This is a genomic window from Polaromonas sp. P1_F8 (assembly GCF_056405635.1).
The window spans coordinates 211565-237324 of sequence record NZ_JBFUBS010000002.1 but is presented as its reverse complement, the minus strand read 5'-3'; the positions used below and the strand labels follow the sequence as shown (position 1 = coordinate 237324).

The window sequence follows — 25760 nt, the reverse complement described above, 5'->3', positions numbered from 1 at the left end:
TCTGGTGGTGCCATGAAGGCGAAAGTCTGAAATGGTCCCCGTGCCGGAGCCCTATGTTTAACCTTGGAGAAACTCTCAATGAAAAAGACTCTTATCGCCCTGGCTGCACTCGCTGCAACCGCTGGCGTTGCACATGCCCAATCCTCTGTGACCCTGTACGGCGTTGTCGATGCAATGATTGGTCAAGAGAACGTTAAAGTTCAATCGTCCACCACCAACACCAGCATCAGCAACAGCAAGATCGACGGTAGCGGCTTGAGCAGCTCGCGTTGGGGCATGCGCGGTAGCGAAGACCTCGGTGGCGGTCTGGCAGCTGTGTTCACCCTCGAAAGCGGCTTCGGTATTGACACCGGTGCTTTGGCCAACAACGGCGGCAGCTCTTCTTCTACCGCCTCCATCCTGTTTGGCCGTGTTGCTACCGTGGGCCTGAAAGGCAGCTTCGGTGAAGTTCGTCTGGGTCGTCAGTACACCGCTTATGACTCGCTGCGCGGCGCTACCAACAACACGTATGACTCCAACACGTTTGCTACCACCGGAACCATCTGGGGTGTAGGCCTGCAAGACTACAGCAACCGTGCCAACAACTCCATCCGTTATGACTCCCCCGTTTTCGGTGGTTTCAGCGGTTCGGTGATGTACGGTTTTGGCGAAGACAAGTCGGCAACGGTTTCTGCTTCCAGCAGCACCAGCGCCCACATCAAGTACGCCAATGGCCCTCTGTTGGTTGGTTACGCCTACCAGGCTGAAAAGTCTAACGGCACCGCCACATTGTTCTCCGGTGCGTCTGGCCTCGGCAGCACCGTTATCAGTTCCGCGTCTAACAACGTAGGTACCGCTGGTCTGCAGACCACCCGCAAGTACAACCTGCTGGGCGCTACGTATGACTTCGGCGTTGCGAAGCTCGTCGGTAGCTACAACACCGCCAAGGGCCTGAACACCCTCGGTTTTGATGCCAAAGACAAGGAATACCAAATCGGCGTGAGCGTTCCGTTTGGCGCCGCTTCCATCGCTGCTGGTTATGTCCGTGCCAAGAGCGACTTCAACAACACGAGCCGCAAGGGCACTGGCTACAGCCTGCTGGGTACCTATGACCTGTCCAAGCGCACCACGCTGTACACCGGTTACATCAGCCACAAAGGTGAGCCAAACAACGACTCTACCCGTACCGACAAGAAAACCTTGTTCGCTGCTGGTGTTCGCCACACGTTCTAATCTGAAGCTGGCTTAAGCCAGTTTTTGATGAGAATCTGAAAGCCGTCTCGGGGCAACCCGGGGCGGCTTTTTTCGTGAAGAAATTTACGAGACCGCCGCTTGATGTTGTGAGTCGTTGAAATTAGTCGTTCGAATTTGTGAAACTTTTTCGCATCTGCCGCGTTAAATACCAAGGTCTTGGCATTTAGACAAGACGCAACTGATACCAGGTCCATTGCTGTTCCCCCACGTTCAATGCCACTGACACATCGCCGTTTCCTTGTTCGCACGTTGCGCTTGCTGGCCGTCGGCTACCTGTTTCTTGCCGCTGGCTGCGCGGGGTTCGGGACTTCCGCCCCTATAGCCAGCACGAATGTCGACTGGACTTCTGCGTCGTCTACAAGCACTGATGCAGATGTCATTAAATGGCAGCACTGCACTTTCCCGGGCAAGAAGTCGACACGTTACCGTGCCGTTCGCCTGGACGGGCGCAATGCCGTTCTTGGTGAGTCCGATAGTGCCGCCAGCATGCTGCGGCAAAACCTGCGCATAGAGCCAGCGGAACTTGGAACCCTGGGCTTCTCCTGGAAGGTGCCGAAGATGATTGCGGGTGCGGACATGACGCAACGCGACAGCGATGATTCGCCCGTGCGTGTGGTCCTGGCCTTTGAAGGTGACAGGTCGAAGTTTTCTGCCAGGAACGCCATGCTTTCAGAGCTCGCATTGGCACTGACAGGCGAGCCGCTGCCTTACGCGACGCTCATGTATGTCTGGGGCTCTCACAGCGCGCCAGAAAGCGTGATCATCAATACACGGACCGACCGGATCCGCAAAGTGGTGATCGAATCCGGTCCCGGCCGCCTTGATCGCTGGCTCGACTACCAGCGTGACATTCGTGCCGACTACCAAAAGGCCTTCGGCGAGCCCCCCGGCGCTTTGGTCGGTGTCGCCATCATGACTGACAGCGACAACACACGCCAAATTACCAAGGCATGGTACGGCCCCGTCAGCCTCAAAAGCAAAACTGCAAGCATCGTGGCCACGCCCGCAATGGCGCCGGACTTGCTGCAGATTTCACAAACCCCTGGATTTGCACCGCTATCCCTTCGGGACTAGTATTTAACCTGCTGAACTCGGGACTCCACTGACATGCGCGCTCCGGCCAATCTTCCAAGTGCTTCATCCATTCAGCCTGCCGCAGCGGGAGATACTGCAAACCCCGATCGCCCCTCTCCGCTTCGCGCCTCCGGCCGGGCCTTTGCGCAAATAGCGCAGTACCACCCCGAACTGACCGCCTTTCGGCGCGACCTGCACGCGCACCCGGAACTCGGGTTTGAAGAGGTTTACACCTCCAGCCGGGTAGTGCACGCGCTCAAGTTGTGTGGCGTAGACGAGGTGCACACCGGTGTCGGTAAAACAGGTGTTGTGGCTGTCATCAGAGGTCAGCAGCCAGTCAAGGCTTCCGGTCAACCTGGTTTTAAGCCCATGATCGGATTGCGCGCTGACATGGACGCGCTACCCATGACAGAACACAACGAATTTGGCTGGAAGTCCGCCAAGGCCGGGTTGATGCATGGATGTGGACATGACGGGCACACCACCATGCTGGTGGGTGCTGCCCGTTACCTCGCAGAGACGCGTAATTTTGCCGGCGATGCCGTGCTGGTTTTCCAGCCCGCGGAGGAGGGGCGTGGCGGTGCTGATGCGATGATCAAGGACGGCTTGTTCGAGCGTTTTCCTGTGCAGGCCATTTACGCCATGCACAACTGGCCCGCGATGCAGCCTGGCACCATCGGGATCAATCCCGGCCCCATGATGGCCGCGGCCGACCGCATCACCATTGAGATTACCGGCAAGGGCGGCCATGGGGCACACGCCTATCTCACGGTCGATCCGGTGCTGGTGGCCGCTCACATCATCACAGCGGTGCAAGGCATCGTCTCGCGCAACGTCAAGGCCATGGACAACGCCGTGATCAGCATTTGTGCCGTCCAGGCAGGGGATCTGGGCGCCATGAGCGTGGTGCCCGGCAATGCCACACTGGTCGGCACGGTACGCACCTTCAAACCGGAAGTGCAGGACCTGGTCGAGCGGCGCCTCAAGGAGTTGTGCGCCGCAGTGGCGCAGGGCTTTGGCGCCACGGCCACCGTCAAGTACGAACGAATCTACCCGGCCACCATCAACTCACCGGTCGAATACGAGCTGGCCACCAGCGTCGCCGAACAACTGGTGGGTGCAGAGAACGTTGTGCGCAACCTTGAGCCCAGCATGGGCTCGGAAGACTTCTCCTTCATGCTCAGGGTCAAGCCGGGTGCCTACTTGCGCCTGGGCCAGGGCGAGCAGTTGCCCGATGGCAAAGGCGGAACCATGGGCGGCGTGGGCAGCCGCTTTTTGCATAACAGCTGCTATGACTTCAATGACAGCGTGCTGCCGCTGGGCTCGGCGCTGTTCGCGGGAATTGTCGAACGCTCGCTGCCGCTGCGCTGACTTGCTATTAATTTAATAGCTGCTTGCGCTCGTCCCTTATGAGCTGCGGGCGAATTCTTCTTGATATTCCAAGAGGCCGTCATCACAGGCGGGGCGATGCAGGCCACGTCTGCGCCTCACCTGTCTGTGCCCGTCTCAGGCATAACGCTTGTTACGCAGGTTGTTCTTCATTTCCTTGAGCAACGGCTGCAGCTTGCTGCCGATGCGCAGTGCCACACAGGTTGCCAGGATGTCGATGATCATCAGGTGCATCAGGCGCGACACCATGGGGCTGTAGCGGTCGTAGCCCTCGGGGTGGTCGGCTGCCAGGTGGATGTTGCCGGCTGCGGCCAACGGCGAACCGGTGACGGTGATGACGATCGTGGTCGCGCCATTCTTGCGGGCGATGTCGCAGGCGTCCATCAAATCGCGCGTGCGGCCAGAGTTGGAAATCACCACCACGCAGTCGCCCGGCCCCAGCAGCGAGGCACTCATCACCTGCATGTGGCCGTCGCTGTAGGCGATGCTGGTGATGCCCAGGCGGAAGAACTTGTGCTGAGCATCCTGCGCCACGATGCCAGAGTTGCCCACGCCGAAGAATTCAATCCGCTTGCCTGTGTTGTAAGTGGCCAGCAGCGCATCGGCGGCCCGCTCAATGGCTACGGAACTCGCATCGTTGCGGTATTTCAAAAATGCCGCCACCGTGTTGTCGATCACCTTGACCATCACGTCGCCGGTCTTGTCGTCCGCGTCCACGCTGCGGTGGATGAAAGGTACGCCCTCACTCACGCTGCCCGCCAGCTTGAGCTTGAAGTCCGACAGGCCGTCATATCCCATGCTGCGGCAAAACCGCACCACGGTGGGCTTGCTCACATGCGAACGGCTGGCCAACTCGGTGATCGGCAAATTGGCAAACGCCCGCGGGTCGGCCAGTACCAACCGGCCGACGCGCTGCTCCGCAGGCGCCAGCGAAGGCAACGAGGCCTTAATTCGATCAAGCACGGGGTATGCCTCCAGTGGTACTTGGCATCTTCCCCAACCAGCAGGGGCCGTGGAACCGGCTTTGCCGGGCCACAGGCGCAGCGGCCCCCTCGGGGGGCAGGGAGCTACACGAAGTGAACGACCGTGGGGGCCACATACTTAACATTCTTCGGACCAGCAATAGCCGTCTCTGGCAATCATCGCGCTCGCGGCACTGGGGCCCCAGGTGCCGGCGGCATAAGGCCGTGGCGCACTCGCCTGGTTGCTCCAGCTGTCCATGATGGGTTCGACCCAGCGCCAGGCTTCTTCCTGCTCGTCGCTGCGCACGAAAAGATTCAAGCGCCCGTCGATCACATCCAGCAGCAGCCGTTCATAAGCGCCCACGCGCTCGGAGCCAAAGCGTTTGTCGAAATCCAGGTCCAGTTGCACCGGCGCCAGCGAAGGCGTGCCGCGGCCCCCCGTGCGCTGGTCGGCACCCTGCGCAAGCAGGTGCAGCTCCAGGCCGTCCTTGGGTTGCAGGTTGATCACCAGCCGGTTGGCCACATTGGAGCCGGCCAGCGCCGACTTGAAAATCGCGTGCGGCGCGGGGCGAAAGTTCACCTCGATGTGCGCGTCCCGGCCGGCCAGGCGCTTGCCGGTGCGGATGTAAAACGGCACACCGGCCCACCGCCAGTTGGCGATCTCGGTGCGCAGGGCGACAAAGGTTTCGGTCCTGCTGTCAGGGGGCACGCCTTTTTCGTCGCGGTAGCCGGGCACGGCCTCGCCGTCGATGTTGCCGGCCGCGTATTGGCCGCGCACCACATGCTGGCTCAGCGTTTCAGGCGTCCAGGCTTTCAGCGATCGCAGTACCTTGAGTTTCTCGTCGCGGATGGCGTCGGCGTGTGAGTTGATGGGTGGCTCCATACCGATGGCGCACAGCAGCTGCAGCGCATGGTTTTGCACCATGTCGCGCAGCGCGCCGGTGCTGTCGTAAAACGCACCGCGCTTTTCCACGCCCAGGTCTTCGGCGATGGTGATCTGGATGTTGGCAATCGTCTCGCGGCGCCACAGCGGTTCGAACAGCGAGTTGCCGAAACGCAGCGCAAACAGGTTTTGCACCGAGGGCTTGCCCAGGTAGTGGTCGATGCGAAAGATCTGCTGCTCGCTCAAAACACTGCGTACCGTCTTGTTGATGGCGCGGTTGGATGCCAGGTCGTGGCCCAGCGGCTTTTCGAGCACCACGCGCGTCTGCGGGCCGTTCAGGCCGGCGGCGGCGATCTGCTCGCAGACCGTGGTGAAGAGGCTGGGCGCGGTGGCCACGTACATCACCACCACGTCGGCGGGCCGCTGCTGCAGTTTCGCAGCCAGTGCGGCATAGTCGGCCGGGTTGGACAAGTCCATGCGCAGGTAGCCCAACATCGCCGCGAAGCGCGAGAACTCCTCTTCGCTCGGCCGCTTGGCCAGCTCGACATTGTCAAACCGGGACTTGATCAGCGCGCGGTACTGGTCGTCCGACAAATCGTCGCGTGCCACGCCCACAATGCGCCCGCCCTCCGGCAACGAGCCGTGGCGGAAGGCCTGGAACAGGGCCGGCATGATCTTGCGCCACACCAGGTCGCCGGTGCCGCCAAACAGGATGAGGTCAAAACTCATGGTAAAAAATTGTCTTGGTAATAAAGTTTCATATTCTATGGGCATAATGGTAACTCGACATCGAACCCGTGAAATGCCTGCATCCAGGCACCGCACGGTGTTTCATCCGGACCACTCCGTGTTTTGACCAGCCACCCAGCCATGACCCAACTTGACGCCCTGAAACAGTTCACCACCGTAGTCGCTGACACCGGTGACTTCAAGCAACTGGGGCAGTTCAAGCCGCAGGACGCCACCACCAATCCTTCCCTCATCCTCAAGGCGGTGCAGAAGGCCGACTACCAGCCCCTGCTGGAAGACACCGTGAGCCGCTTCAAGGGCCGGGCGCTTGACGAGGTCATGGACCGTCTGCTGGTGCGTTTTGGCTGCGAAATCCTTTCCATCATTCCGGGCCGGGTCTCGACGGAGGTTGATGCCCGCCTGAGCTTTGACGCCAACGCAACGTATACGCGCGGCGAACGCATCATCGAGCTCTACCAGGCCGAAGGCATTCACATTGACCGCGTGCTGATCAAGGTCGCCGCCACCTGGGAAGGCATTCAGGCGGCCGAAAAGCTGGAACAGCGCGGCATTCACACCAACCTCACGCTGCTGTTTTCGTTCTGCCAGGCCATCGCCTGCGGCCAGGCCAAGGTTCAGTTGATCTCGCCGTTTGTCGGCCGTATCTACGACTGGTACAAAAAATCTGCCGGCGCCGCCTGGGACGAAGCCGCCATGTCCGGCGCCAACGACCCCGGCGTGAAGTCTGTGCGCGAGATCTACAACCATTACAAGCACTTCGGCATTGCCACCGAGGTAATGGGTGCGAGCTTTCGCAACGTGGGCCAGATCACTGCGCTCGCCGGCTGTGACCTCCTGACCATCAGCCCGGAACTGCTGGCCCAGCTTGCCGCCAGCGATGCCGCGTTGCCGCGCGCACTCGATGCCAAAGCCGCAGCGGCGCTGGACTTGCCCCCAGTGAACTTTGACGAAGCCGGATTCCGCTACGCGCTCAACGAAGATGCCATGGCCACCGAGAAGCTGGCTGAAGGCATCCGCGCTTTCGCAGCCGATGCCGTGAAGCTTGAGCAGCTGATGCTGGCCGCATAACTCTCAGGCAGGACACGTCATGAACCGACCGCGTTGCGACCAGACTCCCGCGTGGCCTGCGCTGCAGGCGCTGTATACGGCTTCAGGCGAAGATTTCGATCTGAAGGCGGCATTTGCCGCCGACCCGGATCGCTTTGCCCGTTTCAGCCAGGACGCTCCCCATGTTTTTGCAGACCTTTCCAAAAACCTGATCGACACGGCCAGCCAGGCATTGTTGTTAGAGCTTGCGCGTCAGTGCGGGCTGGAGCAGCACCGCGACGCCATGTTCGCCGGGGAGCTGATCAACGGCACCGAAAAGCGCGCTGTGATGCATTTTTTGCTGAGAAATCCGGCTGTAGACCAGGATGGACGTGCGCCGGCAGCTATTAAAGATATAGCAACCGAGTTGGCCCAGGTTCACACCACGCTGGACGCGATGCTGGCTTATGCCGAGCAGGTGCGCGCGGATGCCGCCATCACCGATGTCGTCAACATCGGCATAGGCGGCTCCGACCTGGGGCCCCAAATGGCGGTGCTGGCGCTCGGCGAATTCGCCGCCAACGGCAAACGCGTTCACTTTGTCTCCAATGTGGATGGGGACGAGCTGGCTACCGTGCTCAAGGGGCTCAAGCCGCAAAGCACGCTGTTCCTGATCGCGTCCAAAACCTTCACCACCACCGAGACCATGACCAATGCGCACTCGGCCCGGCGCTGGTTTGAGGCACAGGGCGGACGCGACATCAGCCGGCATTTCGCCGCACTGACGACCAACGTCGCGGCAGCCAACGAATTCGGCATCAGCACCACCTTTGGTTTCTGGGACTGGGTGGGCGGGCGTTATTCGCTGTGGTCGGCCATCGGCTTGCCGGTGGCCATCGCCATTGGTGCAGCCGGCTTTCGCGAGCTGCTGGCCGGCGCGCACGCCATGGACGAGCACTTTCGCACCGCACCCCTGGAACGCAACCTGCCGGTGCGCCTGGGCCTGCTCGACGTCTGGTACCGCAACTTTCATGGTTTCACCAGCCGCAGCATCGCGCCCTACAGCAGCGCCCTGCGCCGCCTGCCGGCTTACCTGCAGCAGCTGGAGATGGAGAGCAACGGCAAACGCGTGGACGCGGATGGCAAGGCCTTGCCGTTTGAAACGTCGCCGGTGCTGTGGGGCGAACCCGGCACCAACGGCCAGCACGCCTATTTCCAGATGCTGCACCAGGGGACGTCGGTGGTGCCAGTCGAGTTTGTGGCGGTCAAAACAGCCGCGCACGCACCGCATGATTTGCCGGGGCATCACGCCAAATTGCTGGCCAACGTCCTGGCCCAGGCGCAAGCCCTGATGACCGGAAAAGAAGAGGCGGGTGGCCACAGGCATTTTCCCGGCAACCGTCCCAGTACCTTCCTGTTGCTTGAGCGGCTCACACCGGCCAGCCTGGGCGCGCTGATCGCCCTGCAGGAGCACCGTGTGTTTGTCAGCGGTGCGATCTGGGGCATCAACAGTTTTGACCAGTGGGGCGTCGAGCTCGGCAAGGTGCTGGCCAAAGACATCGAGCCACGCCTGCGCAGCGGGGACGTATCCGGCCTTGATGGCTCGACCGCCGGCCTGCTGCGCAAGATTGCTGGCTGAATCCCGCAAAAGTGTGCGTTTTTCCATTGCGGGAGCGCGCGCTTCCGTGGTCAACTTGCCACATCGCCGATTTTTCGATGGCTTCGTATCATGTCCTGTTCCCTTCCGCTTCGCCGCCTTTTCCCCCGTTTTTCGATGTTCGCCGCAGCGTTTCTCACGCTGGCTCTGGTCTCCGGCTGCGCGACACGCCCGGCGCCCGACGAGGACACCGATGTCGATGAGCCGGTCAGCCGCGGCGGCACGCTGGGCCCGGCGGAAGGAGTGACCGGCACCGCCTGGGCCGAGATGTCGGCGCCGCCCAAGGCCGATGAGCTCAAACCGGACGACCTCAAGTGGGAAATCTTCCGCGTGCCGGGCAAGCAGCCGGCCAGCTACAGCTATGTGCGTCATGAAGGTCGCGACGCGGTGCTCGCAAAGGTCGAGGCGTCCGGCAGCATCCTGCGCCATCGCCACCGCATCGAGCCCGACCAGCTAGGGCTCGTGCGCTTTTCCTGGAACGTGCCGTACGCCGGTGCGGGTGCCAATCTCGCACTGCCGCAACTCGAGGACGTGCCGGTGCGGGTGGTGCTCGCGTTCGAAGGCGACCGCTCGCGGCTGTCGATGAAAAATTCCCTGCTGTCCGAGTTGAGCCGGCTGCTGACCGGCGAAGAAATGCCGTTCGCGACGCTGGTTTATTCGTGGTCGCGTGTCAACCGGCCGGGCGAAGTCGTCGTCAACGACCGCACCGACCGTATCCGCAAGATCGTTGTCGACTCGGGCGACCACGGCTACAACGAATGGCGCAGCTACGAGCGCGATATCCGTGCCGACTACCGCCAGGCCTTTGGCGAAGATCCGGGCGCCTTGCTGAGCTTCGCGGTCTTTACCGAAGGCGAAAAGAACGAGGGTCAGCTGCAGGCCTTCTACGGGCCACTCAAGCTGGTGCCGGCTTCAGCTGTCGCGCGCAAATAGCGCCGCGACCGGTCGGCGTGTTGATGCCGCCCGATCTGATTTGTTTGTCCGTTGATGCAAACGACGCAGGCTAGCGGCCTGACTTGGCAGAGCGCGTCACGTCGGCCTTGACAATTTGTTGCATCTAATGATGCGGGATTTAGGGAAATTACCACTCCTTCAATGCAACAAAGTATTGAAGTGCTCTGATCTGGTATCAAACCCGCAAGGACCTTTCTTCAAAATGCAGTGAACGGCAAAGCGGCCGTTTCGACTGACATAACGAAGGAGACACCTTATGAAGCGTTTTATCCAGGCAGGCCTGGTGCTTGCACTCTTGGGCGCCGGTATGGCCCATGCCGTGACCGAACTCGTGGTGGCGACGGTGAACAACGGCCACATGATCGAAATGCAGAAGCTCACGCCGGTTTTCGAGAAAGCCCATCCCGACATCAAGCTCAAGTGGGTCACGCTCGAAGAAGGCACGTTGCGCCAGCGCGTCACCACTGACATCGCCACCAAGGGCGGGCAGTTCGACGTGATGACCATCGGCCTGTACGAAGCGCCGATCTGGTCGAAGAAGGGCTGGCTGCAGCCCATTGCTACCGATGCCGCCTATGACGTCGACGACCTGTTGCCCGCCATCCGCGCCGGCCTGTCGCATGAAGGCAAGCTCTACGCCGCACCGTTCTATGGCGAGAGCTCGATGCTCATGTACCGCAAGGACCTCGCCGACAAGGTCGGCTTCAAGATGCCCGAGCAACCCACCTGGACACAGGTGAAGGAACTGGCCGGCAAGATCCATGACCCGAAAGCCGGTGTGTACGGCATGTGCCTGCGCGGCAAGCCGGGCTGGGGCGACAACATGGCCTTCCTGACCACGCTGGTCAATACCAACGGCGGCCAGTGGTTCGACATGCAATGGAAGCCGCAGATCGACACCAAGCCCTGGAAGGACGCGATTGGCTTTTACGTGGACCTGATGAAAGCCTACGGCCCACCCGGCGCCTCGGCCAACAGCTTCAATGAGAACCTCGCCCTCTTCAACGAAGGCAAGTGCGGCATGTGGGTGGATGCAACCATCGCTGCCTCATTCATCAGCGATCCGAAGCAGTCGAAGGTGGCCGACAAGGTGGCCTTTGCCCAGGCCCCTGTGGCCGTTACGCCCAAGGGCGCCAACTGGCTGTGGACCTGGAACCTGGCCATTCCGGCCAGCTCGACCAAGGGCGCAGCTGCCCAGACCTTCGTGAAGTGGGCCACCTCCAGGGAGTACATCAATCTGGTCGCCAAAGAACATGGCTGGGGGACGGTACCCACCGGCACGCGCAAGTCGACCTACGCAAATCCCGAGTTCCAGAAGGTTGCGAAGTTTGCTGCCGCCGAGAAGAAAGCCATCGACAGCGCCAACCTCAGCGACAGCACGCTGCCCAAGTCGCCCTACGTCGGCGTGCAGTACGCGGCCATTCCCGAGTTCCAGGCCATCGGCGTGGCGGTGGGCCAGCAGATGAGCGCAGCGCTGTCGGGCAAGGTCACGGTGGACCAGGCCCTGAAGATATCACAGACGGCGGCTGAGCGCGAGATGAAGAAGGCCGGGTACTACAAGTAAACCCTCAGACAGCATGGACCGCCCGCGGACCGGTGAAGCCGGATCCGCGGCAGTTCTGACCTGACGCCCCGGGACCCACAACATGAATCGCCTCCTGCCCCGCGCACTCATGGCGCCCGCAGTGCTCACGCTCTTCCTATGGATGATCGTGCCGCTCGTGATGACCCTGTATTTCTCGTTCGTGAGCTACAACCTCATGCAACCCGGCGAGCATCCGTTCATCGGCATCGAGAACTTCCAGTACTTCATCACCGATCCGGACTTCTGGCCTGCGACCTGGAACACGCTGCTGCTCATCGGCAGCGTGATCGTCATCACGGTGGTTTTCGGGGTGCTGCTCGCGCTGCTGGTGAACGAGCCCTTTCCGGGTCGGGGCATCGTGCGCGTGCTGCTTATCTCGCCGTTCTTCGTCATGCCCGCAGTGAACGCACTGCTGTGGAAGCACATGATGATGAACCCGATCTACGGCGTGCTTGCCGACCTCTGGCGTTTTTTCGGCGCGCAACCGGTCGACTGGCTCACCGATGTGCCGCTGTTGTCGGTGATCATCATGGTGGCCTGGCAGTGGCTGCCCTTCGCCTGCCTGATCTTCATTACCTCGCTGCAGTCGCTCGACCGCGAGCAGATGGAAGCGGCGCGCATGGACGGTGCAAGTTCGTTCCAGCGGTTTTTCTACCTCATCATTCCGCACCTCGGCCGGCCGATGGCGGTGGTGATCATGATCGAAATGATCTTTCTGCTCAGCGTGTTCGCCGAGATCGCCATCACCACCAATGGCGGCCCGGGCAACGAGAGCACCAATCTCACTTACATGATCTTCAAGCAGTCGCTGATGAACTTTGACGTGGGCGTGGCATCGGCCGGTGCGTTGTTCGCGGTGGTGGTGGCCAACATCGTGGCGGTGTTCCTCATCCGCATCGTCGGCAAGAACCTCGACTAAGGGAACGATTGTGCAACCAAGCAACTTCCTTCCGCAACTGCTACGCACTGTGGGTGCCTGGGCCGTAGCGCTGCTGCTGTTCTTTCCGCTCGGCTGGCTGTTTCTCACGGCTTTCAAGACCGAACTTCAGGCAATCCATGTGCCGCCGCTCTTTATTTTCGAGCCCACGCTCGACAACTTCAGCGAAGTGCAGCGCCGCAGCGACTACTTGCTGTATGCGCGCAACTCGCTCATCACCAGCCTGGGTTCAACCATCATCGGCCTGCTGATCGCGGCGCCCGCCGCGTACTCGATGGCCTTCTTCCGCACGAAGAGGACACGCGACATCCTGATGTGGATGCTTTCCACCAAGATGATGCCGGCGGTGGGCGCGCTGGTGCCGATTTACGTTCTCGCGCAAACCGCGGGCCTGCTGGATTCGCTCACCGCACTGACCATTGTCTTTACGCTGGCGAACCTGCCGATCATGGTGTGGATGCTCTACAGCGCCTACAAGGACATCCCGAACGAGATCCTGGAAGCCGCACGCATGGACGGTGCGAGCCTCTGGACCGAATTCCGCCATGTTGTGCTGCCGCTGTCGGTGGGCGGTCTCGCTTCGACCGGCCTGCTGTGCCTGGTGCTGAGCTGGAACGAGGCCTTCTGGGCGCTCAACCTCAGTTCGGCCAAGGCCGGCACGCTGGCGACATTGATCGCCTCGTACTCCAGCCCTGAAGGCCTGTTTTGGGCCAAATTGTCAGCCGCCTCGCTGATGGCGATCGCACCCATCGTCGTGTTCGGCTGGTTCAGCCAGAAACAGCTGGTGCAGGGTCTGACATTCGGCGCGGTGAAGTGAAAGGAATTGACTTATGGCTTATCTGGAACTCAAGAACATCGAGAAAAGTTTCGGGGAAACCCAAATCATCCGCGGTGTTGATCTTGAAATCAACAAGGGCGAGTTCATCGTCTTCGTCGGACCTTCGGGTTGCGGCAAATCGACACTGCTGCGCCTCATCGCCGGGCTGGAGCCCATCACCAAAGGCAATTTGCTGCTGGACGGAAAGGACATCACCTGGACGCCTTCGGGCAAGCGTGACCTGGCGATGGTGTTCCAGAGCTACGCGCTCTACCCGCACATGAGTGTGTACGACAACATGTCCTTTGCGCTCAAGCTTGCGGGCGTGCCGAAGGACGAGATCCAGACCAAGGTCGAGTACGCGGCCAAAACGCTGAATCTCACCCAGTACCTGGGCCGCACGCCGAAAGACCTGTCGGGTGGACAGCGGCAGCGCGTGGCGATTGGCCGCGCCATCGTGCGTGCACCCAAGGTGTTCCTGTTCGACGAGCCCTTGTCCAACCTGGATGCCGCGCTGCGCGGCAACACGCGCGTCGAAATCCACAAGCTGCACCGTGCGCTCGGCGCGACGACCATTTACGTCACGCACGACCAGGTCGAGGCGATGACGCTGGCCGACCGCGTGGTGGTGCTCAGGGACGGGCTGATCGAGCAGGTCGGTACGCCGCTCGAGCTCTACGACCACCCGGCGAACCGGTTTGTCGCGCAGTTCATCGGCATGCCGTCGATGAACATGGTGGCGGCGAGCGCAATTCCCAGCTTCTCGGCCGCCACTGGCGGGCGCCTGCCAAGCGACGGTTTCCTGGGCGTCCGGCCGGAAGGCTTGCGCGTGCATCCGAAGCAGGCCGTTGCTTTGGGTGTGCAGGGCCGCGTGGAGCTGATCGAGGCACTCGGTGCCGACACCCTGATTCACGTCGACGTCGGCGGCGTGCCGTTGATAGCGCGCCAGAACGAACGGACACCGCTGCATGCAGGTGACGATGTAGCGGTCGAGCTCGACCCCTCGGTGCTTCATCTGTTCAACCGTGAAGGCCGTGCGGTCCCGGCCTGATTCTTTCTTTCGGACATTCCCTTGACTCTCGCAACAGCGCTTCCTGCGAAAACGCCATTGGCACCTTCGGAATTCACGGTGCTTCACCTTGGACTGGGTTCGTTTCATCGAGCCCACCAGGCCGTTTATCTTCAGCGGCTGATCGATGCGGGCGATACCCGTTGGTCCATCGTGGGCGCCAACATCCGGCCCGATATGGCCGAGGTCGTCGCGGCCTTGCAGGCACAGGGCGGGCGGTACACGCTGGAAACCGTATCGCCGGCCGGCGAGTACCGCTATGAACAGATTGAGGCCATCCGCGAAGTGTTTCCCTGGGAAGCCTCGCTGGCTGCGGTGATCTCTCGCGGTGCGGCGCCGTCCACCCGCATCGTTTCATTCACCGTGACCGAGGCAGGCTACTACCTCGACACGAAAGGCAAGCTGGACTTGTCTTTCAATGATCTCGCGGCAGACCTTGAGCGTGCACGCCGCGGCGAGGCGGGCGGGGAGGGCGTGACCATCTATGGTGCCGTCTGCGCGATCCTGCGTGCGCGCAAGGCGGCGCAGGCCGGCCCGGTGACCCTGCTCAACTGCGACAACCTGCGTCACAACGGCGACCGCTTCGGTGCCGGGTTGCGCGAATTCATTGAACTCACAGGCGATACCGGGCTGCTTTCGTGGGTCGCGGGGAACACCCGCAGTCCCAACACGATGGTCGACCGCATCACGCCGCGTCCGCCACCCGAGCTGCGCGCTCGCGTCAAGGCCGCCACGGGGAGGGATGATGCGGCCGCGATCACTGGCGAGAGTTTCATCCAGTGGGTGATCGAAGACAATTTCGCGGCCGGACGCCCCGACTGGGGCCGTGTGGGCGTTGAGCTGGTGGAATCGGTGCAGCCTTACGAGGAAGCCAAGATCCGCATCCTCAATGCCACGCACAGCTGCATTGCATGGGCCGGCACATTGGCCGGGCTGGACTTCATCCACGAAGGAACACACCACGCGGCAATCCGGAAGATGGCCTACGACTATGTGACCGACGACGTGATTCCCTGCCTGAGTTCTCCCGACTCTCCCGGGCCGATCGACCTCGCGGCGTACCGCGATGTGGTACTCGAGCGCTTTGGCAACCCTGCGATCCGCGACACCAACCAACGCGTGGCGGCGGACGGTTTCTCGAAGATTCCAGGGTTTATCGCGCCCACGGTACGGGAGCGGCTCGCCGCGGGACAGCCCATCGACAGCGTCGCAGTGCTGCCTGCGCTGTTCCTTGTTTTCCTGCGGCGCTGGCATCGGGGGGCGCTGCCCTACGCCTACCAGGACCAGGGTATGGACGAGGCCGTGGCCCGCGCGATCTGCGACGCTGTCGATCCTGTGCGCGCGCTGTGCTCCGACGCGGGGCTATGGGGGAGTGCCGCAGGCGATACACGGCTGACGGATGCCGTGCGCGGAGCGATCGGGCGAGTAGCCGATTTTGTCAATTCAGGGGTAAAAAAAGCATGAGCGAACGTCTGAAGAACCGTCATGTGCTTCTGACGGGCGCCGGTGGTGGCATCGGTCTGGCGGTGGCTGAAGCCTGCATCGCCGAGGGCGCGCACTGCAGCGTGGTCGACCGGGCAGTGGCGACGCCTGAAGCCGTGCAGGCACTGCAGAAACGTCATTCCGGCTGCCTGGCCTACATCGCGGCGGACGTGACGGACGCCCAGGCGATTGCGCGCCTGCTGGTGCAGGCACAGGCCGCTCTTGGCCCCATTCATACCCTGTTCAACAACGCGGCCGTGTTCGACCTCGCGCCTTTGCTTGACAGCGACGAGGCTTCTTTCGACAGGCTCTTTGCCGTCAACGTGAAAGGCATGTTCTTTGTCATGCAGGCCGTGCTTCGTCACATGGTCGAGGCCGGCACCCAGGGCGCGTCGGTCATCAACATGGCCTCGCAAGCCGGGCGGCGCGGCGAGGCCCTGGTGTCGCACTACTGCGCCACCAAGGCCGCGGTCATCAGCTACACCCAGAGTGCTGCGCTGGCCATGGCGCCGCATGGCATTCGCGTCAACGGCATCGCACCCGGCGTGGTCGATACGCCGATGTGGGACCATGTCGACAGCCTTTTCGCCAGGGCAGAAGGGTTGCCCCCGGGGGAAAAGAAGCGGCGCGTGGGCCTTGATGTGCCACTCGGCCGCATGGGTGTACCGGCCGACATCGCGGGAGCGGCCGTATTTCTGGCCAGCGACGAGGCGCGCTACATCACGGCGCAGACCCTGAATGTCGATGGCGGCAATGTCATGAGCTGATTTGGCCGACGACGGCGCCTTGCATTGACCGAGAATTCACCATGCGCATTGCAATCACGGGCGAGGCCCTTATCGATTTCACCGCCAGCGAGGCCGGCACGCTGGCGTTCCTGGGCCACGAGGGCGGCTCGCCGCTCAACACGGCTGTGGCCTGCGCGCGCCTCGGGCAGCCCACCGGTTTTCTTACACAGTTGTCGACCGACCTGTTCGGTGAACGCTTGATGCGTTTTCTCGAACGAAACGGTGTGGAGACCCGTTTCATCCTGCGCAGCCACGCGCCGTCGACCCTGGCCTTCGTTGAGCGCACACCACAGACCAACCGCTATGCCTTCTACACGCACGGCAGCGCCGATGCGACCTGGGCACCCGAGCCACTGCCGCAGTTGCCGGCGGAATGCCGCTTCCTGCATTTCGGCTCAATCGCGCTCCTGCAGGAACCTGCTGCCACGTGCATCACCGGGCTGATGACCGCCAATGCCGGGCGCCGTGTGATCGTGTTCGATCCCAACGTGCGGCCCAGCCTGATTTCCGACATGACAGCCTACCGCGCGCGCGTCATGAGCTGGTTTGCAATGGCCGATCTGGTCAAGCTCAGCGACGAAGACGCCGGACTGCTGGCACCCGGCAGGCCAGTCGATGCGCTGGCGGCAGATTGCCTGCAAGCCGGTGCGCGAGCGGTGATTGTTACGCGCGGCGCCCGCGGTGCCACGCTCTGGCGTACGGGGCACGAGCCGTTGACCGTGGCGGCACCGCGTGTCAAGGTGGTCGACACCATCGGCGCGGGCGATACTTTTACGGCCGGGCTTTCGGTCTCGCTGCTTGCGCATGGCGTCGAACACCCCGCCCAGCTTGGCGAGCTGAGCGGCGACGCCTGGCACGCGGTGATGCGCTTTGCCGCCACGGCCGCCGCGCTGAACTGCACCCGCGAAGGCGCCGATCCGCCCACGCTGGAGGCCGTTCACGCCGCGCTCGTGCGGGAGGACAATGAGGCCATTGCTTCACGGTCCTGACCCAGACTGCAATGACAACGTCCACATCCAGACGCTCGATCCCCCGTCAGCGCCAGCCCGAGCTGGAGCGCGATATTGCGCGTTCCCCGGCGCTGGGTTACGAGGCACCTGAAACCGGTCTGGTGCGCTGTCTTGCACACGGCTTCCCGAGCCCGCTGGTACGCTGGCATTTTCATGAAGAGTATGAACTGCACCTGATCACCGAGACCTCGGGCAAGGCGTTTGTCGGCGACTGGATCGGACCGTTCCAGCCAGGTCATCTGGTGTTGTGCGGCCCGCGCCTGCCGCACAACTGGATTTCGCTCGACGCCCCCGAAGGCGGCGCCGCGGGACGCGACCGGGTGATCCAGTTCCACCACGAACCCATTGAGCGCGCGGCAGCCGGGATTCCCGAATTGCGCGAGGTGATGCAGTTGCTCGAACGGGCGCGCCATGGCATCGAGTTCTTCGGCATGTCGCAGCAGGCGCAGACGCATTGGGACAACATCAAGGCCGCACGCGGCGTGCGCCGCCTCGGCCACTTTTTTGAGTTCATGGCCGACCTGGCGCAATGGACGGACTACCGGCTGCTGTCGAGCGTACAGATGCAGGGCACACAGGGCGCCGATGGCGACGCGCAGGTTGACCAGATCAACGGCATCGTCAACCGCATTACCGCCAACATGGCGGAACCGATCTCGATGTCAGTCGTGGCGGCCGAGCTCGGCATGAGCGAGAGCCGCTTCAGCCGCTTCTTCCAGCGCTCCACCGGCAACAGCTTTACCGACTTCGTCAACCGTGTGCGCATCAACAGCGCCTGCCACCTGCTGATGCAGACCGACCACAACGTCACCGACATCTGCTATCAGGTCGGTTTCAACAATGTTGCAAACTTCAACCGGCGTTTCCTGGAGATCAAGGGCATGACGCCTACCGAGTTCAGGCGGCAGACAGACGACCGTTTTGGCCGGTTATCCTGAAGGTCCTGTAGCGTGAAATTAAAACTTGTACCCCAGTTGCAAGGTGAAGCAATCAGGGTCAAGGCCCACATCGATGGTCTGGTTGGTACTGAGCGTGCCGCGGGTTTTCAGGAAAGTCTTGGTATAGCTGGCTTCCACAAACCATTTTTTGTCGAGGTTGAAAATACCACCCAATTGCAACGCAGGGGCAAATTTCGACTTGAAGGATACGCTTGTGGCGGGGCCGCCTGGGTTGGTCAACGCGGTCAGCAGGGCTGTGCCGCGTTCCTTGTAGAACTTCACGTAGGAGAGGCCCGCGCCCAGGTAGGGACGAAACCGGGCGTCGGCATCAAGAAACCGGTATTGCGCGATCAGCGTGATGGGCAAGGCCCGGGTGTCGGCCACCGTGCCAACGCCAGCGAGCACACCTGCACCGCTGACGTCATGCCTGAAGCCCAAACCGAGCGGCAGGTGCAGGCTGATGTGATCGGTGACCATGTAGTTCACGGCGGCCGTTAACCTGGAACTGCTGCTGACGTCGACTTTCGCGTCCTGAATTACGCCAGTTCCGGACGGCGCCGAAAGGCTGCCGCTGTTCACGGAAGGGGCGATGCGCGTGACACCGCCCGACACGGACCACGTGCCGGCCTGTTGTGCAAAGCCGTATACGGAAGAAACCGCCAGGGCGGCCGCTATGAATAGTTTCTGGGAGGGATTCATGGGCGAGTGCAATGCGAGGATGTGTTCGGGTTGCTATGGCGTCATTGTTTGTGCCGGCGGTATGCGCGCCGCCGCACGGGGCGAGGGAAGTCATCCGGTGGCTCATGAGAAATCATGGTAGTGGCAAGCGCCAATGCGCAGCATCTTCCTTCCCGATTTTGTGAAGAGAGTGTGGCGCCGCCGACGAAGGGTCTCGCTGTGTGAAAACGTTTTTCGTACAAAGTGAGCGGACAATAAAAAAAGGGCCGCGAAAGCGGCCCTTTTTGATGGAGCGAGAAGCTCAGGCAGGTATTACATGCCCATGTCGCCCATGCCGCCCATTCCACCCATGCCGCCTGGCATGCCGCCGCCGGCGCCGGACTCTTCCTTCGGAGCTTCGGCGATCATGGCTTCGGTCGTCAGCATCAGCGATGCGACGGAGGCTGCGTTCTGCAGTGCGGTGCGGGTGACCTTCGTGGGATCCAGGATACCCATTTCGATCATGTCGCCGTAGGTGTCATTGGCGGCGTTGAAGCCATAGTTGCCCTTGCCGGCCAGAACAGCGTTCACCACCACAGAGGCTTCGCCGCCTGCGTTGTAAACGATTTCGCGCAGGGGGGCTTCAATGGCGCGCAGCACCAGCTTGATACCGGCATCCTGGTCAGGATTGTCGCCGGCGATCTTGCCAGCAGCTTGCTTGGCGCGCAGCAGGGCCACGCCGCCGCCGGCCACAATGCCTTCTTCCACGGCAGCGCGGGTAGCGTGCAGTGCGTCTTCCACGCGGGCCTTCTTTTCCTTCATTTCGACTTCGGTAGCAGCGCCAACCTTGATCACGGCAACACCGCCGGCCAGCTTGGCCACGCGCTCTTGCAGTTTTTCACGGTCGTAGTCGCTGGTCGCTTCTTCGATCTGGACGCGCACTTGCTTGACGCGTGCTTCGATGTCGGCAGCGGCGCCGGAGCCGTCGATGATGATGGTGTTTTCCTTGCCCACTTCGATGCGCTTGGCCTGGCCGAGGTCAGCCAGCGTCACTTTTTCGAGCGACATGCCGACTTCTTCAGCGATGACCTTGCCGCCGGTCAGGCAGGCGATGTCTTCCAGCATGGCTTTGCGGCGGTCGCCGAAGCCAGGGGCCTTCACAGCCACAACCTTCAGGATGCCGCGCAGGGTGTTCACGACCAGAGTAGCCAGGGCTTCGCCTTCGACTTCTTCAGCAATGATCAGCAGCGGACGGCCGGCCTTGGCGACTTGCTCCAGGGTAGGCAGCAGGTCACGGATGTTGCTGATCTTCTTGTCGTAGAGCAGAACAAAGGGGTTGTCCAGCAGTGCGGACTGCTTTTCAGGGTTGTTGATGAAGTAAGGGGAGAGGTAGCCGCGGTCGAACTGCATGCCTTCGACGACGTCGAGCTCGTTTTGCAGGGACTTGCCGTCTTCCACGGTGATCACGCCTTCTTTACCAACCTTGTCCATTGCGTCGGCAATGATCTTGCCGATGGATTCGTCGGAGTTGGCGGAGATGGAGCCGACCTGGGCGATTTCTTTCGAAGTCGTGGTGGGCTTGGAAGCCTTCTTGAGCTCTTCGGTCAGGGCCAGCACGGCCTTGTCGATACCGCGCTTCAGGTCCATCGGGTTCATGCCCGCGGCCACGTACTTCATGCCTTCGCGGACGATGGCTTGAGCCAGAACGGTGGCGGTGGTGGTGCCGTCGCCGGCGTTGTCGGAGGTCTTGGAAGCGACTTCCTTGACCATCTGCGCGCCCATGTTCTGCAGCTTGTCTTTCAGTTCGATCTCTTTGGCGACGGACACACCGTCCTTGGTCACCGTGGGGGCGCCGAACGAGCGCTCCAGAACCACGTTACGGCCTTTGGGGCCCAGGGTTACCTTGACGGCGTTGGCCAGGATGTTCACACCCTCGACCATGCGTGCGCGGGCTTCGCCGCCGAAAATTACGTCTTTTGCTGCCATGATGCAGATTCCTTAAAGTTTATGGATGAAATCGCCTGCCAGCCCATATACAACGTGCGCCAGCAGCTATCAAATAAATAGCAGAAGAGAGATTACTTCTCGACCACTGCAAACAGGTCTTCTTCTTTCATGACGAGCAGTTCGTCGCCGTCGACCTTGACGGTCTGGCCGCTGTATTTGCCGAACAGCACGCGGTCGCCAACTTTCACACCCACGGGGCTCAGTTCGCCCTTGTCGTTCTTCTTGCCTGGGCCAACGGCCAGCACTTCGCCCTGATCAGGCTTTTCAGCGGCGCTGTCAGGAATGACGATGCCGGAAGCGGTTTTGGTTTCGTTTTCCACGCGTTTGACGATCACGCGGTCGTGCAAAGGACGAAGTTTCATGAGAGCTCCTTGTTTGAGAACAATGGTTTTGGGAATCAAAAAGCACCCGCGTAAAAGTGAGTGCCTGTTAACTTGGTGGATTGACTGGGCTTTGTTAGCACTCAATACCATCGAGTGCTAATCATAGAGGCAATCAGACCCGTTTTCAAGGTGGTGCTACTGAAAACCGCTGTTTTGGTGCTTTACCCGTGAACCGGACTGATTCTTGGATTCCCACCCCCGGGCCGTCCGGCGGCGTCCCGGAGGGGGCGAGTGGAGAAACGCTGACGGGAGACGAAGGGACGGCGTGTCGTCCTACGCTCAACTCAGGCTCTGCAAACCGGAGATTTTGGAGGCTGCTGGCTACTATTTATCCAGGTGTTACAAGCCGCTTCGTTCTTTAACGGGGTGTTGCGGATTGTTCTTTCCGTGCCATGTTGGCTCACAACCGCATCCCTGTAACCATGACCACAAAGACCTCAACCGAGCTTCAGTTCCTTTCAACCGGCATCCCAGGCCTGGATAACATCCTTGGAGGCGGCCTCATCAAGGACCGGATCTACCTGATTGAAGGTGAGCCTGGCACCGGCAAGACCACCACCGGCCTGCAATTTCTGGTGGAAGGCGCCCGGCAGGGTGAGTCCGTTGTGTACATCACACTGGCCGAAACGGCGGCAGAACTGGCCGGGGTTGCCGAGTCCCATGGCTGGGACATGGGGGGCATTCACATCCATGAGGTACTGCCGTCTGAAAACCTGCTGATGCCGGAGGCGGAATACACCATGTTCCACCCTTCGGAGGTAGAGATGGGCACCACCACACAGATGATTCTGTCCGTGATTGAAGAGCGAAAACCGACCCGGGTGGTGATTGATTCCCTCTCCGAATTGCAATTGCTGGCCGATACGCCGCTACGCTATCGCCGCCAGGTGCTGGCGCTCAAGCAGTTCTTCGCCAGCCGTTCCTGCACCGTGATGTTGCTCGACGACCGCACGGCTGCCGGCATAGACCTTCAGGTGCGCAGCATTGCGCACGGCGTGATCACGCTGGACCAGTCCGTGAAGGACTACGGGGCCGAGCGGCGCCGGGTGCGCGTGGTGAAGTACCGCGGCATCGCCTTTCGTGGCGGCCTGCATGACTACGACATCCAGTACGGGGGCCTGTGCGTGTACCCGCGCCTGGTGGCGGCCGAGTCGCGCGTGATGGGAAAACGGGCACAGCTCAAAAGCGGCCTTCCCGAACTCGACACTCTCCTGGGCGGCGGCCTGGAAGAGGGCACCAGCACGCTGATTGCCGGCCCCCCGGGTACCGGCAAGTCGTCGCTGGCGGCCCAGTTCGTCACCGCCGCAGCGGAACGCGGGCAGACCAGCGCCATGTTCCTGTTTGAAGAAGCGGCAAACAATTTGCTGAACCGCGCAGACGGCCTGGGCATGAAAATCCGCGAGCCCTATGAAAGCGGCGTGCTGAGCATTCAGCAGATTGACCCGGCCGAGCTGTCCCCTGGGGAGTTCACGACCGTAGTGTGCCGGGCCGCAGACCGGGGCTGCAAAGTCATCGTCATCGACAGCATCAACGGTTACCTCAATGCCATGCCGGACGAGCGTTTTCTGACAACGCATTTGCACGAATTGCTGACCTACCTGGGCCAGCGCGGTGTGGTGACCATCCTGATAGGCGTTCAGCAAGGCATGCTGGGCGGCCAGATGTCCACCACGGTGGATGCCAGTTACCTGGCCGACAACGTACTCATGCTGCGCTACTTCGAGCATGACGGCGAAGTCAAGCAGGCCGTATCGGTGTTCAAAAAGCGAGGCAGCCTGCACGAGCGCACCATCCGCGAATTCTCGATGTCGCACAAGGGCATCCATGTCGGCGCGCCGCTGCGCGGCTTCCGCGGCATTCTGACGGGGGTGCCCGTCTACCTCGGCAACGATCCTGAGGTGGGTGCTGCCCGCGGAGCAAGATAGGTGGAGCGGCGAATCGTCATTTGTGCGCCTACAGGGCGGGACGCGGCGCTGACCGCCAGGGTGCTTCAGTCGGTGGGTATCCACAGCATTGTGTGTGCAAACAGCGATGAGCTTATGACGCAACTCCCGCTGGGTGCCGGCGCCCTCTTGCTGGTGGAAGAGGTTGTCAGTGGTGCCGCCATGCGGCCATTGGCTGACTACGTGGCCTCACAACCCACCTGGTCGGACATCCCCATCCTGCTGCTGACGCGCAGCGGCGCAGATTCGCTGGATGTGCAGCGGGCGGTCGAGCATCTTGGCAATGTGACGCTGGTGGAACGGCCCGTGCGCACCATTGCCCTGATTACCGCCACCCGCTCGGCCGTGCGGGCACGCGAAAGGCAATACCAGGTGCGCGATGCCGACAAGCGCAAGGACGAGTTCCTGGCTACGCTCGCGCATGAGCTGCGCAATCCGCTGGCGCCGATCCGTACGTCCATGGGAATCCTCAGGCATCTTTACCCGGACTCGGGCCAGATCACGCAACTGCGCAATGTCGTGGACCGCCAGGTGGCTCACCTGACGCGATTGGTGGATGACCTGTTGGACGTGGCCCGCATCACCAGCGGCAAGGTCACCCTGAAAAGGGGGCAGATCACACTGCAATCAGTGATTAACCATGCGGTGGAGATTTCTGGTACCGCCATGGAAAGCAAGCAGCACCGGTTGGACGTGCAGGAGCCGGACGCACCGTATCTGCTGGATGCCGATCACGCGCGCCTGGTGCAAAGCGTCGCCAACCTTCTGGTCAACGCCGCCAAGTTCACGCATCCAGGCGGTCATATCGTGCTGCGCGCGGACGTCGAGGGGCCTGTGGTGACTTTCCGTGTCGCCGACAACGGGATCGGGCTTGAGGCGTCTTCTCTGGTAAAAATCTTTGACCTGTTTGCCCAGACGCCCGTGCCTGGCGAAGCGCCGACCGGTCTGGGAATCGGTCTGAGCCTGGCCAGGCAGTTTGCCGAGATGCACGGCGGCACTCTGCATGCCAGCAGTGAAGGCCTTGGTCATGGCAGTGAGTTCGTCCTGGCGCTGCCGGTGGTTCTGGAGGGCGGGCATCCTGTATCGCCTGTTCAAGTGGCGGGCCCCGCCCGGTCCGGAAACGCCAAAAAAATCCTGGTGGTGGACGACAACGTGGACGCGGCCAATACCTTGGGAGCTTTGCTTGGCATGGATGGTTTTGCAGTGACAACGGCGTATGACGGTGTGGCCGCCGTTGCCGCCGCCAAGGCTCACAGGCCGGACGTTATCGTCATGGACATCGGAATGCCCGGCATGAACGGGTACGACGCAGCACGCTTGATCCGCCAGCAGCCGGCCACTGAAACCATGGTCCTTATTGCACTCACTGGTTGGGGACAGACAACAGACAAAGCCCTTGCCAGTCTGGCCGGGTTTAACCATCACCTGGTCAAACCGGTGGATTACGAAAGCCTGATGTCCTGCCTCGTTGCCTGATGTGGGTAAAAAGCAGCGGCCGGAATGCCGGGAATTAAAGCTCCAACCAAAGGAAGTGGTGCCTGATTCGAGCTTGTCCTACACGCATTTCCTATCCCGCTGACGCATCGCGGCCAGGCGTGAACCTACAGTCAAAACCCAGCCACTCAAAGCCTTCATTGGCGCCGCCATGTTTCTAGACAGCTTTCCCCTGCATGAACCGGAAATCCGGGCAACCCGGCCTGCACGCGAAATCGCCATGGAAACGGGGAAATCCCGCAGTGCCTGGCCGTTCATCGTTACCGGCAACGGTTTTGGTGTATCGCACGCTGCCCGTGATTCCAGGGGGGGAATGCCATCAATGTCGGCATCTGCATTTCCCGCCGCGGATTTCAGCAGCTTTGTTACCTGATGTCCGGCGACACGAAGGACACAAGATGGGCCTGAAAAAACGCATCGATCCAAAGAGTGATCGTGACCGCAAGAACGGGTCAGCCGCACAGCCTGACGCCATATCTGCCGAGGAATACGGCAGAGAGGGCACCAACAAGACCATCGCGCAGCCCAAAGCCGACAACGCGCCGTCCGAAGAGTTGGGCAATACCCCGCATGTCGGGAAAAGCCCCTACACGCGCGGTTGAATCGCGGGGTGATCTTCTGGATTAGCGAGGGGGAGGGACCTCTTGGTCCTTAACTTCGCAGCGCGAAGCAAGCCTGCGCTGAAAGCCGCACAAGCTTGTTTCGTTCGGGGCCTTACAGGC

The 25760-nt window shown here is 61.4% G+C and carries 23 protein-coding genes; 18 read left to right on the top strand and 5 right to left on the bottom strand.

Translation table 11 applies throughout. From position 1 onward, the window contains the following. Positions 1–78 precede the first annotated feature (78 nt). The 3 genes from AC1D1J_RS10075 (at position 79) to AC1D1J_RS10065 (ending at position 3678) form a co-directional block, all read left to right on the top strand. Complete coding sequence (locus tag AC1D1J_RS10075; RefSeq protein WP_477694588.1) at positions 79–1212, top strand: porin; 1134 nt, start codon at positions 79–81, stop codon at positions 1210–1212. Positions 1213–1488: 276 nt separating this feature from the next. Further along, positions 1489–2307 (top strand): DUF3047 domain-containing protein, encoded by an 819-nt coding sequence (locus tag AC1D1J_RS10070; protein ID WP_477686126.1) that lies wholly within the window; start codon positions 1489–1491, stop codon positions 2305–2307. Positions 2308–2340: 33 nt separating this feature from the next. After that, positions 2341–3678 carry a M20 aminoacylase family protein gene (locus AC1D1J_RS10065; protein ID WP_477686125.1) on the top strand — a complete coding sequence of 446 codons (1338 nt, stop codon included), beginning with the start codon at positions 2341–2343 and terminating at the stop codon, positions 3676–3678. A 135-nt stretch (positions 3679–3813) separates the two neighbouring features. Here the strand turns inward: AC1D1J_RS10065 and AC1D1J_RS10060 are convergent, their stop codons facing one another. After that, on the bottom strand, positions 3814–4659 hold the full coding sequence (locus tag AC1D1J_RS10060) for a MurR/RpiR family transcriptional regulator (RefSeq protein WP_477686124.1): 846 nt from the start codon (positions 4657–4659) through the stop codon (positions 3814–3816). A 138-nt stretch (positions 4660–4797) separates the two neighbouring features. Then, positions 4798–6270, bottom strand: coding sequence for a glucose-6-phosphate dehydrogenase (zwf, locus tag AC1D1J_RS10055; protein WP_457282601.1), 1473 nt, complete (start codon positions 6268–6270; stop codon positions 4798–4800). A 141-nt stretch (positions 6271–6411) separates the two neighbouring features. Here zwf and tal point away from each other — a divergent pair, with 141 nt between their 5' ends. The 11 genes from tal to AC1D1J_RS10000 all read left to right on the top strand — a co-directional run bounded on the left by tal (position 6412) and on the right by AC1D1J_RS10000 (position 18554). Next, entirely contained in the window at positions 6412–7359 is a 948-nt protein-coding gene (gene tal, locus AC1D1J_RS10050) for a transaldolase (protein WP_477686122.1), read from the top strand. A gap of 19 nt (positions 7360–7378) precedes the next feature. Beyond that, the gene (gene pgi / locus AC1D1J_RS10045) at positions 7379–8956 is read left to right on the top strand and encodes a glucose-6-phosphate isomerase (protein WP_477686121.1); all 1578 of its coding nucleotides are present in this window, start codon (positions 7379–7381) and stop codon (positions 8954–8956) included. A 90-nt stretch (positions 8957–9046) separates the two neighbouring features. After that, complete coding sequence (locus AC1D1J_RS10040) at positions 9047–9907, top strand: DUF3047 domain-containing protein (protein WP_477686120.1); 861 nt, start codon at positions 9047–9049, stop codon at positions 9905–9907. A gap of 277 nt (positions 9908–10184) precedes the next feature. Next, the gene (locus tag AC1D1J_RS10035; RefSeq protein ID WP_477694587.1) at positions 10185–11492 is read left to right on the top strand and encodes an ABC transporter substrate-binding protein; all 1308 of its coding nucleotides are present in this window, start codon (positions 10185–10187) and stop codon (positions 11490–11492) included. 82 nt (positions 11493–11574) lie between these two features. Next, complete coding sequence (locus tag AC1D1J_RS10030) at positions 11575–12432, top strand: carbohydrate ABC transporter permease (protein ID WP_457282606.1); 858 nt, start codon at positions 11575–11577, stop codon at positions 12430–12432. Positions 12433–12442: 10 nt separating this feature from the next. After that, positions 12443–13267, top strand: coding sequence for a carbohydrate ABC transporter permease (locus AC1D1J_RS10025; protein ID WP_431095103.1), 825 nt, complete (start codon positions 12443–12445; stop codon positions 13265–13267). A 13-nt stretch (positions 13268–13280) separates the two neighbouring features. Beyond that, a complete protein-coding gene (locus AC1D1J_RS10020) occupies positions 13281–14318 on the top strand; it encodes an ABC transporter ATP-binding protein (protein ID WP_477694586.1) in 1038 nt (345 codons plus the stop codon). 78 nt (positions 14319–14396) lie between these two features. Then, entirely contained in the window at positions 14397–15800 is a 1404-nt protein-coding gene (gene dalD / locus AC1D1J_RS10015) for a D-arabinitol 4-dehydrogenase (RefSeq protein ID WP_477694585.1), read from the top strand. After that, positions 15797–16585 (top strand): L-iditol 2-dehydrogenase, encoded by a 789-nt coding sequence (locus AC1D1J_RS10010; protein WP_477694584.1) that lies wholly within the window; start codon positions 15797–15799, stop codon positions 16583–16585. Before dalD ends, AC1D1J_RS10010 begins: the two co-directional genes overlap by 4 nt. A 41-nt stretch (positions 16586–16626) precedes the next feature. Then, positions 16627–17595, top strand: a complete 969-nt coding sequence (locus tag AC1D1J_RS10005) for a carbohydrate kinase family protein (RefSeq protein WP_477694583.1) — start codon at positions 16627–16629, stop codon at positions 17593–17595. Positions 17596–17606: 11 nt separating this feature from the next. Continuing rightward, positions 17607–18554, top strand: a complete 948-nt coding sequence (locus AC1D1J_RS10000) for an AraC family transcriptional regulator (protein WP_477694582.1) — start codon at positions 17607–17609, stop codon at positions 18552–18554. An 18-nt stretch (positions 18555–18572) separates the two neighbouring features. Here the strand turns inward: AC1D1J_RS10000 and AC1D1J_RS09995 are convergent, their stop codons facing one another. From AC1D1J_RS09995 to AC1D1J_RS09985, 3 genes are all read right to left on the bottom strand, one after another. Continuing rightward, a complete protein-coding gene (locus AC1D1J_RS09995) occupies positions 18573–19253 on the bottom strand; it encodes an OmpW/AlkL family protein (RefSeq protein WP_477694581.1) in 681 nt (226 codons plus the stop codon). Positions 19254–19544: 291 nt separating this feature from the next. Next, on the bottom strand, positions 19545–21197 hold the full coding sequence (gene groL / locus AC1D1J_RS09990; protein ID WP_411877453.1) for a chaperonin GroEL: 1653 nt from the start codon (positions 21195–21197) through the stop codon (positions 19545–19547). 92 nt (positions 21198–21289) lie between these two features. Then, a complete protein-coding gene (locus AC1D1J_RS09985) occupies positions 21290–21580 on the bottom strand; it encodes a co-chaperone GroES (RefSeq protein ID WP_007872916.1) in 291 nt (96 codons plus the stop codon). 443 nt (positions 21581–22023) lie between these two features. On the opposite strand from AC1D1J_RS09985, the gene AC1D1J_RS09980 reads away from it, so the two are divergent. The 4 genes from AC1D1J_RS09980 to AC1D1J_RS09965 all read left to right on the top strand — a co-directional run bounded on the left by AC1D1J_RS09980 (position 22024) and on the right by AC1D1J_RS09965 (position 25640). Beyond that, complete coding sequence (locus tag AC1D1J_RS09980; RefSeq protein ID WP_477694580.1) at positions 22024–23526, top strand: ATPase domain-containing protein; 1503 nt, start codon at positions 22024–22026, stop codon at positions 23524–23526. Between the two features lie 114 nt (positions 23527–23640). Beyond that, on the top strand, positions 23641–25020 hold the full coding sequence (locus AC1D1J_RS09975) for a hybrid sensor histidine kinase/response regulator (RefSeq protein ID WP_477686112.1): 1380 nt from the start codon (positions 23641–23643) through the stop codon (positions 25018–25020). Between the two features lie 169 nt (positions 25021–25189). Continuing rightward, entirely contained in the window at positions 25190–25411 is a 222-nt protein-coding gene (locus AC1D1J_RS09970) for a hypothetical protein (RefSeq protein ID WP_477686111.1), read from the top strand. 25 nt (positions 25412–25436) lie between these two features. Beyond that, positions 25437–25640, top strand: coding sequence for a hypothetical protein (locus AC1D1J_RS09965; RefSeq protein ID WP_477673515.1), 204 nt, complete (start codon positions 25437–25439; stop codon positions 25638–25640). Positions 25641–25760: the final 120 nt, after the last annotated feature.